Source organism: Vibrio sp. AND4 (assembly GCF_000171815.1).
In the GTDB taxonomy this organism is placed as follows: Bacteria; Pseudomonadota; Gammaproteobacteria; order Enterobacterales; family Vibrionaceae; genus Vibrio.
Map to the genome: position 1 here is coordinate 38138 of NZ_ABGR01000006.1, position 12461 is coordinate 50598.

At 44.9% G+C, this 12461-nt stretch carries 9 protein-coding genes; all 9 read right to left on the bottom strand.

Annotation, left to right across the window (positions count from 1 at the left end):
• Positions 1-392: 392 nt before the first annotated feature.
• The 9 genes from AND4_RS09070 to AND4_RS09110 all read right to left on the bottom strand — a co-directional run bounded on the left by AND4_RS09070 (position 393) and on the right by AND4_RS09110 (position 12454).
• Complete coding sequence (locus AND4_RS09070; RefSeq protein WP_052297991.1) at positions 393-1841, bottom strand: lytic transglycosylase F; 1449 nt, start codon at positions 1839-1841, stop codon at positions 393-395.
• 456 nt (positions 1842-2297) lie between these two features.
• The gene (locus AND4_RS09075; RefSeq protein ID WP_009842666.1) at positions 2298-5459 is read right to left on the bottom strand and encodes an efflux RND transporter permease subunit; all 3162 of its coding nucleotides are present in this window, start codon (positions 5457-5459) and stop codon (positions 2298-2300) included.
• A gap of 2 nt (positions 5460-5461) precedes the next feature.
• Positions 5462-6598 carry an efflux RND transporter periplasmic adaptor subunit gene (locus AND4_RS09080; protein WP_009842667.1) on the bottom strand — a complete coding sequence of 379 codons (1137 nt, stop codon included), beginning with the start codon at positions 6596-6598 and terminating at the stop codon, positions 5462-5464.
• Positions 6599-7093: 495 nt separating this feature from the next.
• Complete coding sequence (locus AND4_RS09085; RefSeq protein ID WP_009842668.1) at positions 7094-7429, bottom strand: zinc ribbon domain-containing protein YjdM; 336 nt, start codon at positions 7427-7429, stop codon at positions 7094-7096.
• Positions 7430-7619: 190 nt separating this feature from the next.
• Entirely contained in the window at positions 7620-8615 is a 996-nt protein-coding gene (vopD, locus tag AND4_RS09090; RefSeq protein ID WP_009842669.1) for a type III secretion system translocon subunit VopD, read from the bottom strand.
• 9 nt (positions 8616-8624) lie between these two features.
• Positions 8625-9824: a type III secretion system translocon subunit SctE gene (gene sctE / locus AND4_RS09095; RefSeq protein ID WP_009842670.1), complete on the bottom strand. Its 1200-nt coding sequence runs from the start codon at positions 9822-9824 to the stop codon at positions 8625-8627.
• A gap of 3 nt (positions 9825-9827) precedes the next feature.
• A complete protein-coding gene (locus tag AND4_RS09100; RefSeq protein WP_009842671.1) occupies positions 9828-10319 on the bottom strand; it encodes a SycD/LcrH family type III secretion system chaperone in 492 nt (163 codons plus the stop codon).
• A gap of 12 nt (positions 10320-10331) precedes the next feature.
• Positions 10332-12152, bottom strand: coding sequence for a virulence-associated V antigen (locus tag AND4_RS09105; RefSeq protein ID WP_009842672.1), 1821 nt, complete (start codon positions 12150-12152; stop codon positions 10332-10334).
• Positions 12153-12163: 11 nt separating this feature from the next.
• The gene (locus tag AND4_RS09110) at positions 12164-12454 is read right to left on the bottom strand and encodes an LcrG family type III secretion system chaperone (protein ID WP_009842673.1); all 291 of its coding nucleotides are present in this window, start codon (positions 12452-12454) and stop codon (positions 12164-12166) included.
• Positions 12455-12461 lie beyond the last annotated feature (7 nt).

The following is a 12461-nucleotide window of genomic DNA, read 5'->3' on the forward strand; positions in this document are numbered from 1 at the left end:
GAGAACCATTATCAATGAGTTTAAGTAAAAAATGAGAGAATAAAGTAGGCTAGTGTGATATCAATGCCCCATGCCCCCATCAAAATAGCTTCCTTGCATCAAATCTGAATATGCATAGCGATGACCAGTACTGCGCCAAACAAGCTTCCTGATACAAATGCGCATAATACCACTTTGTTTTGTTTGCTTTTCATCCTTGAATACCTCTGTTAGAACCGATCGATGGCTCCAATAATTAAACTCTCTACTAAACCAATGAGCAAATTAACGTGAAATACTTCTGAGCTTTTTAAGTTAATTTAGTAAAACAGTATATGCAACAAACTAACAACCAAGCGTAGCCAAACTGCGATATTGAGCAGGTCAACAGAGATACCGGATGGAATAGATAGCTAATAGTAAAGCTTAATCGCGGAGCGTTTATATGGCGGATGGAGGTAAGGTTCAAGATCGTTTCGACGACTGTTCAATCGCTCTAAAAGCTTGTAAGCAATGAAATAGCGGTTAATGTTGGTCACGTAGCGTATTGGCTCCATACCTATATGTTGGCGTGTCACTACTGCCACGTTATCGAACCACACATTGGGATCGTAGCCTTTTTCCTTTGCAATTTTTCTCATCTTTCTGATGTTGCCAGGCCCTGCGTTATAGGCAGCTAAACAGAAGTAAATGATGTCATTTTCGCTGATCGCGGCATCGTTAAAGAAGTACTTTCTTAGGTAATGCATGTATTTCAAACCAGCGTGAATATTGGGCTCCTTTTCATAAATGTTGGAGATGTTTATCGCTTTGTCGCGCGCAGTGGTCGGTAGTATTTGCATGATACCAACCGCCCCCTTGTGAGAAATGACATTCTGATTCAAACCTGACTCTTGAAAGCCTTGTGCCATCATCAATAAGTGATTGAACTGATATTCCTGAGCATAAAAGTAGAAAATATTCCAGAGCTCTTTAGATCGGATAACATTCTCTCTGTTGAGGAATTTTCTCAACCATTTGTCATTTTCTAGATACCTTTCATTGACGACATTGCCAAACAAGGTGCCTACCCTAATCTTCTTAATGAACTTATTGATTGCTTCTTCAAGGCGAGGGGAATCTTTTCTTATCCCCCAAGCGATTTGTGCATTTTGTCTTACTGTCAATTGATCATGGAAAATGACGTCAGGAAAGATGCTTCCCCACATCCCCGTCTTATGCTGATCTAGCACGGTGACATCGATAAAACCAGCGTTGATCATCTCAAGAATCTCGTAGTCTTGAATGATCTCATCAAGAAACATGATATTGATGCCTGGCTTGTTTTGTATATTTAAGTAGCTGTTCGCCTTCGTTAGACTTTTATGATAGCTAGAGCTTTCTCTTACCCAAATATCTAAGCCACTCAAATCCTCCATGCTTTGAATGCCTGAATGTTTCCCGTTCGTGACTATGATTTCCGAGACGTTTTCACGAACCGGATCGCTGAACGCAATCTCCTCTCTGCGTTCATTCGTAATGGTTAAGTTCGCCACGATAATATCCCCATAACCAGAAATCAGCCTTGGAATGAGCTCATTTCTTGCCACAGGAATCACCTGAATGTTTATCGCTTTGTTGCTTTTACGCAAGTAACGCTCAAGCTCATGAATGAGTTCAGAGATGATGCCTCTGGGCTGACCATTTTGGATGTAGTAAAAACCGAGGTCAGCAGACACAAGAATACGAACGGCTTTTTTCTGCTTTAGCACTTCCAAATCACCAACATAAGGCTCTGACTTTAACGGAGAAAGTTCCAGCGCTGGACTGGCCAAAGAAAAAGCCCATAAAAACAGAGTAATACAAAGTAATTTAGTCATTATGAGCTTATCCGTTCGTTTATCACTACTGATAATATTAGCAATAAATAACACCATGCACGTCACTAAACCACGAGTCGCTTTCTTCAACGAATACGCCATCAAAAATGGCAGTGTCGACGGGTACTTTGCCATTCGTTGCCTAACTTCATCTTTTTTCCTAATTATCCAAAATGATGATTTCTTCAGCCCACTCATCATAAAAACAACCCACCATTCTGCGGCCCCGCAAGACTAAGAATCTATCATCAGAAAACGGCGCCCCCTCATTAGTCCTTTGGGTCAGTGTACAATTGAATGCTCACCCCTAATACACAGGTGTTATTCGCTGTCAAGCAAGGCCTAAAGATTAAGCATCAAAGCCAAAATGCGAAATTAAGTACAAAAAAGGACGCCGAAGCGTCCTCTCACCATTATTGTTAGCCACAATTCAATCAGCCTTTCTAACCGAATGCCGCCCTATTTTTGGCTTTGCGCAGAGCTGGAAGTAGATATCACTTGCTCATTTTGCGCTTCTTTTCTTGCACGGCGATCGAACAGACGCTCAACCACAACGAAGAACACCGGCACAAAGAAGATACCAAGCAAGGTCGCACTTACCATACCGCCAAGTACGCCCGTGCCTACCGCGTTCTGACCCGCAGAGCCTACACCCGCACTGATCGCTAGCGGCACGACACCAAGACCAAACGCAAGCGAGGTCATGATGATAGGACGAAGACGAACACGCACCGCGTGCAGCGTTGCTTCAATCAAGCCCGCACCTTTCTCGTAGTATTCCTTAGCAAATTCCACAATAAGAATCGCGTTCTTGGTTGCCAGACCAACAGTGGTCAACAAGCTAACTTGGAAGAATACGTCGTTATCCATACCGCGAGTCATGACCGCAAGTACCGCACCTAGCACACCTAGAGGCACAACAAGTACAACCGCGAATGGTACTGACCAGCTCTCGTACAATGCAGCCAATACAAGGAAGACAACCAGAATCGACAGCGCGTAAAGCATTGGCGCTTGGTTACCTGATAGACGTTCCTCGTAAGAGATGCCGTTCCAGTTCACCGTAAAGCCAGGAGGCAATTTTTCTACCATGGCTTCAATTTCTGCCATCGCTTCACCAGTACTGACGCCCGGAGCCGCGCCACCTTGGATGTTCATCGCAGGTAGACCGTTAAAGCGTTGCAATAGCGGAGAACCGTAAGTCCACTCACCCGTTGCGAATGCCGAGAATGGTACCATCTCACCCTGTGAATTACGCACATACCAAGAGTCGAAGTCTTTCGGCTGCATTCGGTGTTCTGCGTCACTTTGCACCATTACCTTCTTAACACGTCCGCGATCGATGTAATCGTTGATGTACGCACCACCCCATGCCGAAGCTAAAATTTGGTTTACATCGTTAATGCTCACATCAAGCGCGCGTAATTTCACGTGGTCGATATGCACTTGGTACATCGGCGCATCTGCTTGACCGTTTGGACGCACACCCACCAGTTTCGGATTTTGTGCTGCCATACCTAGGATTTGATATTGAGCCGCCACAAGCGCTTCGTGACCATTACCAGTTGAGTCTTGTAGGTAGAAATCGAAACCGGTCGCGTTACCCAACTCTTGAATCGCTGGTGGTGCAAACGCAAACACCATTGCTTCTTTAATCGTTGAGAAGTAACCCATAGCACGACCTGTCAGCGAAGCCGCATCCGAACCCGGAGCTTCACGCTCTGACCAATCTTTCAGGCCGACAAACGCCATACCCATGTTCTGACCTTGACCCGCGAAGCTGAATCCAGCTACCGAGAACACTGACGCCACGTTGTCTTGCTCTTCTTCTAGGAAGTAGTTACGGACTTTTTCTAGTGTCTTTTCAGTCTGCTCTTGAGTCGAGTTCGGTGGCAAGATGGCCATTGAGAACACAGTACCTTGGTCTTCGTCCGGTAGGAACGATGTTGGTAGATTCATGAACAACCAACCTGCGCCCGCACTCATCGCCGCGAACACCAACAACATACGACCAGTGCGTTTTAGCATTTTCGCTACACCCGCTTCGTAACCCGCCGTTGCCGCATCAAACTTACGGTTGAACCAGCCAAAGAAGCCTTTCTTATCCGAAAACTCTGCGTCACCTTTTTTCAGCAAGCTCGCACAAAGTGCCGGAGTAAGAATGATCGCCACCAATACCGATAGCGTCATCGCCGCTACTATGGTGATAGAGAACTGACGATAGATAACACCGGTTGAGCCAGACATGAATGCCATAGGTACGAATACCGCAGACAGCGTCAAACCAACACCCACTAGTGCGCCAGTGATCTGCCCCATTGACTTCTTCGTTGCTTCTTTTGGATCAAGACCGTCTTCGTGCATCACACGTTCCACGTTCTCTACCACAACGATCGCATCGTCCACCAGCAAGCCGATTGCCAGAACCATCGCAAACATGGTTAAGGTGTTAACACTAAAGCCGGTCGCGTAAAGGATCGCAAACGTACCCAGCAATACCACCGGGACCGCAATCGTTGGGATGATCGTCGCACGGAAGTTCTGCAAGAACAGGTACATGATCAAAAATACCAACACGATGGCTTCAAGCAGCGTCTTGATGACTTCTTTGATCGACGCATCTACGAATGGCGTGGTCTCAAATGGGTACGCAATCTTCAAACCGTCTGGGAATGTCGCACTTAACTGACCAAGGCGTTCTTTTACTGCTTCTGCTGTTTCTAGCGCGTTCGCACCAGTACCTAGCGAGATACCAAGACCTGCCGCTGGGAAGCCGTTGTACTGACCTTTGATGTCGTAGCTTTCTGCGCCGCGCTCAACACGCGCCACGTCTTTCAGGTAAACGTTCGAACCGTTCGGTTCTGATTTCAGAATGATGTTTCTGAATTCTGCCACACTGGTTAGACGACTTGCGGAAGAGATGGTCGCGTTTAGCAACTGGCCAGACTGAGCAGGCGCTGCTCCTAACTGACCAGAAGAAACCTGTGCGTTCTGCTCACGAATAGCGTTCGCAACGTCGATTGCCGTTAGGTTGAACTGAGTCAGTTTGAATGGGTCGAGCCAAACGCGCATTGCGTATTGAGAACCAAACGCTTGCACTTGACCGACGCCCGTAACACGGCTGATCGGATCTTGAATATTGGTAACAACAAAGTCGCCAATGTCATTTTCCGTGAAGTTCGGGTTTTCCGAGTAAACTGCCACAACCATCAAGAATGAGGTGTTGGATTTGTTTACGATGATACCTTGGCTTTGCACTTCCATCGGAAGCGACGTCATTGCCAGTTGCAGTTTGTTCTGCACCTGAACTTGCGCAATATCTGGATCGGCTTCGCTATCAAATGTCAGCGTAATGGTCGCGTTACCAAACGCATCACTGCTTGAGTTTAGGTAGCGTAGGTAGTCCAGACCCGTCATGTTTTGCTCGATAACCTGAGTTACTGAGTCTTCTACGGTTTTCGCAGAAGCACCAGGATAACGGGCATTGATTGAGATCGTGGTCGGTGAAATCGTCGGGTATTGAGAAACCGGCAAGTTGAACAGGGACATTACGCCCGCCAACATAGTCAGAATCGCAAGTACCCAAGCAAATACCGGCCGATCGATAAAAAATCGTGCCATGATTATGCCTGCTCACCTGATTGTATAGTCACTGGGCTACCCGGTTGAATCATCTGTAGGCCTGTTGTGATGACTCGGTCGCCCACCTTCAAGCCTTCTGTAATGCGCCACTGATTATCAATCGATTCAGCGGTGGTCACTGGCAAAATCGACACTTTGTTGTCGTCCCCCACTATCATGACTGAGGCTTTACCCGTTGCATCACGCGTTACTGTGTTTTGCGGAATAAGAATCGCCGCAGGATCCACACCGACGGTTACCGTTGCGCGCACGAACATGCCCGGTAGCAATAAGCCATCTGGGTTAGCGAATTCTGCACGTAGCGTTACACTGCCCGTGCTTTCATCTACGTTCACTTCGGTAAACTTCATGATGCCTTTATGCGCGTAAGTCGAACCGTCTTCGAGGGTAAGTGTCACTTGAGCAGATTCGTCTTTTTGCAAGTGGCCTTGTGACATTGCTGCTTTCAAACGGAGTAACTGAGCAGAAGATTGCACGATATCAACATTGATTGGATCTAGCTGTTGGATCGTCGTCAGCGTCGCAGCCTGGTTTGCGGTGACAAGCGCACCAGCGGTGACATTTGACTTGCTGATCACACCGCTGATTGGTGCTTTCACTTGTGTGTAAGACAGGTTGATCTTCGCCGTATTTATCTTCGCTTTTGCTACCAAGACTTGCGCTTTCGCTTCTTTGTAAGCCGCTTCCGCTTCGTCTAAATCTTGTTGGCTGATCGATTTTTTGGTAATCAACGCACGGTAACGGCGAACCGTTGAATACGTCGACTCTTCCGAAGCTTGAGCACGAATCAGTTCTGCTTCTGCGCTTAATAGGTCTGCTTGGAACGTAGAATCGTCGATCTGGTAAAGCGATTGACCTTGCTCAACCCTACCCCCCTCTTCAAAATTACGCTCAGATATAATACCCGTTACCTGTGGGCGAACTTCTGCCTCTTTAAACGCCCGGCTACGGCCTGGCAGTTCCACCGTTAGCGCTTGGCGAACAGGTTCAACCATCATCACCGTCACTGCTGATGTCGGCGCTGGACCGTTTTGCAACTGCCCCTCTTTACTCTGTTCACACCCGACTAGAGTTAAGCTAGACGCAACCAAGAGTGATAGCGTGCTTCTAAGTGTCATGACAATTCTCTCTTCCTAACTAAAAACATGACTCAATAACAAGTCAGAAAATATTATTCGGGATAATAATTACTCAATGTTTTACGCACAACAAAATTTACCGTTCCTTACGATAGACAATAATATTTGTTCGAAACCTGTAATTAATATCTCAATTTAGCCTATTTTTATAAGAGGCCCTTTCTGTGTGAGGAAGAGAAAATTTAAAAAAAGAGTAGACAAAAATAGAACTTGTAACAAAGGGAGACTAAATATTTAGAAGATAGCCTATAAGGCTCAAAACCACGCGTAGCTAGCTTTATTAATAATAAATGTGAGATGTAAGAAATATAAAATGCACAACCAACGCCTATTTCGATATTTATTTTAGTCTCGTCAAAACGAGAAATAATGAGATAGAAATAAAGAAGCCTCAATATCGATATTGAGGCTAAAAAAAAGGTGTTTAAGTTCTCAAAGTGTTGAACCTATCTCACTTTCAAAAAAGCTTGGTAATTACGCTTTCTTCACAAACTGCGCAGTAACCATCATTTCGCCAGCGCCATCAACTTTACAATCTAGCTGATGATCTTTGCCTTCTTTAATACGACGAATCACCGCTTTGGTGCCAATCTTCAATACTAGCGAGCTGCCTTTTACTTTAAGATCTTTCGCTAACGTGATCTTATCTCCATCTTGCAGCAAGGTGCCGTTTGCATCCTTCACGTTTACGGAATCTTCGTCTGCTAGCTCAGATGGGTTCCACTCGTAAGCACACTCTGGGCAAACAAGCTGATCTTGGTCTGGGTAAACGTATTTTGAGTTACAGTTTGGGCAAGGAGGCAGGGACATAAGTAATGATTAGCGAATGAATTTACGGTCATAATAAAGCGGATTGAACGCCTTATCGAGTAGATTTTTAAATAAAATCACCAAGCGTTATAGCAAGCTAGATTGACCAGTTGTGCACTGCAGTTGATATCACTCTTCTTTCAATAAAAAAGGCGCTGTAGTCACAGCGCCCTGATTATTTACAGAAGGACTACATCATGCGCGCAGCTGCTTTCCATGTTTGATTTAGACTGTCAGACAAAGAGCGGAATATAGTCAGCAACTCTTTTAGCAGATTGTCCAAGGCGGCCTTGTTATCACTGGCTGCTTGTTGACCAGCTTGAGAACGAGTTGTTTCTGCCTCCTCAGCTTTGCTTCGAGCCTGAGCTTCAGTTTGCTGAGCATTTAACACTGAGTTTGCAGTTTGACCAGAACTCGAGAGCATCGCGTTCGCCGATTGGGTTACATGCATTCCCCTGTCAAACTGACGACCACCAGTTTGCAACACATTTTTTGTGTCAGAGAGGCTACCTCTTGCAAAATTGTAAGCATTCATCACTTGCTTTTGTTGAACATCAGATAAGCTTTTGTTATTCATCAACTCTTGCACTTGATCAAAGCCAATTTCTTGGGTCTTCAGTATATTGTTATTCGCGGCTTCCGACTTGATTTTAGTGCCCGTTTTGAAATGTCCAATACCACCAATCAAAGCCGTCGCTCCGGCCAATACACCGGATACAATGGCCATTGCGACCATCGCTTTAGCAGAATTATTCAACTCTTCTGCTTGGCTCTTGATGCTTGATACGGTTGTTTCAACTTTCATTTCACGTTGCTGGGTCTGCTGATCACGACTCAGAATAGACACCTGGTAAAGCAGCTTAACGAGCTCTAGGGACTGTGAAATAGAATCAGAAGGTGAATGAATAACTTGTTCGCCTTTCAATGCTTTGTCTGTTGTTTGCATCAATAGTGTCGCGGTTGGCTTCATAGCATCTATCAGATCTTCAACCGAGGCAGCTTGAACGCCAAGCGCAGCCGCATTTGGGGTGTCTAACTGGTGCTTTCTCGTAGACAGTTCATGACTACCTTGAAGCGAGGCAGCTTCAATTTTGGTTTCGGCGCTTTTCTTTGCCTGACTGATTTGGTCTAGCTCGTCAAGAGAAACATCCGCTATTTTTACATTTACACCACTTTCTACTAACATAATTTTACCTTAAATCGTTGCTGGGCGGCTCATCACCACTTTCATTGTTTCGCCTTTGGCCTGAATCATCTGCATGATGACGCTCATGAGCTCTTGGAAATCACTCATCAGTTTGGCGATTTCCTCTTTGAGCTTGTCGATCACCGCTTCACTAAGCGTCGTCTCCGCCCTTAACCCCTCGATGTCAGCTCGTATTTTCGTCACATTCGCATTGTGAGACGAATGAACGGCTTGAGAAGTTCCTTGGCCTATGTTTGTAGTTAGATCAACGGTCTCTGCACTATAACGGATACTCTTTGCCATTGTTGTTGCCGTTTTCGACCCCATGTCAGCAACTTTCGTCATGTTGGCAGCCACTTTTGTTGAAATATCAGTGACTTTTTGCGCAATTTGACTAGCTCCCTTCGCTGCTAACTTTGCCACACCACCCGCAGCTAGACCACCAAATGTCACTACTGCACCAATCACAGCAACGGTAATCTCTAATGCCATCATCACTTTATTGAGCACATCGACATTAACACCGGCCTCTTTCATTGCCTCCTGAACAGCAGGCTCTTGCAGGACCATATTCACTGCGCCCATAACACCGCCCGCAATCATTAATGCACCAGCAACTGCACCAACCCCCGTCGCCACCATAACGGCGCCCACAACAACAGAAACGACTGCGCTAACCCAACCAAAAATCTTCGAAGCTAGGCCTGACTTTTGTGCCTCTTTCGCCGCCGCCTCAGACTCTTTGAGCTTCTCTTGGTTTGCGTCCATTTCTTGTTGGTGTTTCGCTTTAACAGCCTCTACTTCCTTAATCTTCAACTGATTTTGAGTGCTATTAAGCTTTTCCATAATAACAGCCAGCTCTAATTCAAAATCATCTACGGAGCCTGCTATTATTTTAACTGCTAGCGAGTGGGTGTGATCGGAAGCCACATGTAAATCATGAGCGATCGAGCCTACAATATTTTGTAGTTGCGCCATGGCTTTAAGTGTCTGCTCATCAACCTTATCGCTGACTGCTGCTTTCGGTGCATCAAGATGAACAACATTATTGTTGTTCATAATTTCTGCATCTTTACCTTTTGTCTTTTCAACCGTCACTGCAGACGGTGATGCATTAGATGTGGTCTCGGTAACCTTATCTAATGTAGTTTGACCAATATCAGGTATATGTACCTGATACTGGATGCGGTCAAGTGCAATAGAACTCATATTCTAGTTACTCCTTTTGGTTCTAACCGCTTCTAACATGATGTCTGCTCGCTGATGCAATTCCGCATAGTCTAAATTACCAGCAGACATCTCCTTCGCGCTGTAAAACCCACTCTCTGCTTCTGTCAACTGCTCTAGTTTGAGGTGACATTCTGCAGAGTGAAAAGGTGGGCGTGGATCGTTGATATCCACAAGCGCAGCGTAGCTGAAGGCATCAATAGCCTGCAGGTACTCACCTAGTTCCTGACGAGCAGCGCCCAACCCAATAAAAAATCGCGCTTGGTAATGATCAAGCATACTAAGCAACTGGAATACCTTAGCGGCTTGCTCTACTTTGCCAGATTGGAAAAAGTTATATCCAACCGCATAAATGTGCTCGATGGTGTCTGCTGATACATCGTGCAACATTTTTAGAGTACCCCCTTCCTCAAAAAACGAGAGTAGCTCCTCTGCTTGCATTTGAGACGGATCATTAGGTGCACTTTTTGTAGTCATGATGATTTATCCTTAAAGGGCTCGTAGGATTTCTTGTAAAATACTGTGATACTTCTGAACAAAGCTGTTCATCGCTTCAACGGTTGCGTTGTACTGAGAGCTGATGTCATTTAACACTGTGGTTTGTAACTGAACATCATCGTTAATCGGCTTCGACTTGCTTGCAATTGCGCTAGAGAGATTAGAAAGAGATTGACTATCTTTATCGTTAGAGTAATCATTTTCTTCAACAGACACCCCTTCCAATTCCAAGAATTCTCTATGGCTAATACCATCTTCATACGACGGAATGTTCTCTTTTAAGTATTTAAACTCCGGACCTTTTTCAAATGCTTCCTGATTCTCATACCCGAAATCAGAAAAAGTCAAAAATTCTTGGTCCGGATTGTAATGCCCTGCGTCATTATTTTTGCCCGTTTTTTCTGACAATTTGGAACTGATGGTAGACTGAACCTCACTAAATATGCTTAGTCTGGTGGTCAGTTCTTGAAGCTTATCTTTACACTTTTCGCGCTCTGATAGTCTATCTAAGCGGCGCTCATTCAAAGCAAATAAGACTTTATCATCAAAGCGATCGCCGATACTGGATTTAACTACAGCCAACAAATCGTGAGCAGTTAGAGGGGATTTTTCTGTACTTTGTCCCAAGCGATATTCAAGTTTACTTAGGTTCTCCGTCATTTTTAAATGACGTGCAACGAAGTCAGTACCAGTGTCTTGTCTTGCAGCAATCTTCTCAAATAGAGAGTGAATTTCTTGAGCAATGTCTTGTTTTATAACCTCAAGCTGCTTTTTCGTCATTTGCTGTTTCTGTGCCGATTCAAGCCCGTTGTAAAACAGGTCGAATTGTACGCTAACACCGGTAAACGCTAGGGTAGAAAAAAAGCCTGAAAGTGTTATCTCTTCTTTGGAGTTACTGCGCTCTGTCATCAGAGCTGCAAACATTTCTTGCAGCCCATTAGGCTTTCCTTGCTCACGGACATTTTCGTACTGGCCTTTCACTTGCTTAAAAAGATCATCTAACGCACCACGAAGATCCTGCTTAGACATACCGGGTATCCAAACTATCTTATCGGCTAAAGCATCGACGTCTTTCGGGTTGAAAGTGAGTCCAGCACTCTCAAGAGAGGTAACAAATTGAGTGGAAACCGCAGTTCTGAAACTTTCTTTCGTTAAGAGGTAATCTGAATGCTTGAGGTCATTGAGGTCTACTGAGTCAAGATCGCCGAAAGCATTGCGCAAAAATGGTATGGCACTTTCACGAACATCTTTCTTATTTGCTTGTGTTGCCAACTCATCCACAAACTTACTAATGTCTGTTTTTGCGGCTTTAAGTGCATCTGTGTCTAATTTATCAATCTGCTGCGCTTGGGTAGCTTGGCTTCCCAAGCGAAAATTAGCCACAAATTCAGTTGGAAGCAAGCTGTCCACGCGATCATTTAATCGCTGGCTAAACCACGACTGAAATTGATTTTCGAGCGTGGTATTCACTTCTTCTGTCAAGGTTTGGGGAGCAATCAAGCCGTTCACTTCTTGCTTCTGTAATAACCGCATCCAATGAGCTACGGTATCAGTAGCTGATGTCCCAAAAACCGTTTGCTTGTCTAATAAGGTACGCAATGATTCTGCATAAAGCTCCAGGCTTTGTTGTTCATTACGCCCTAGCACCATTGGTAATTGGTTAACCAAAGACTCAAATTGAGTCACACCAGCATTGTTAAGAATTGGAGAAAGGCTCTCAACCAAATTTTTCTTGTATGAGCTCTGGGAATCACGATTGGTCGTTGTATCGAGAACTCCGGCTAAGGAGTTCATAGTTGTCATATCCGACATATTAAAAACCTCTAAATCACCATGCCACGCATCATGGTTGGTCGCTTTCGCTTTGTGCCTTTGGTGTTCATGGCTTGTAGCTGATTCTGTTGTTGTCTGCGTCGTTGCACTTCTTCAAGCAGTTCAAGTTCTGCTTGTTTCATTAATTGGGGCGAAGAATTTAGCCCATCGAGCAGAATATCACCTGCCACCGGACCAACACCTAATCCTTCGAGTAATTCATTGAATACGTCAGTTCTGTCTTCCGCATTGCGAATAGCAAGTTCTGCATTTTCAATGGTTTCAGTAAAGGGGGAGTTCATCTAAGTT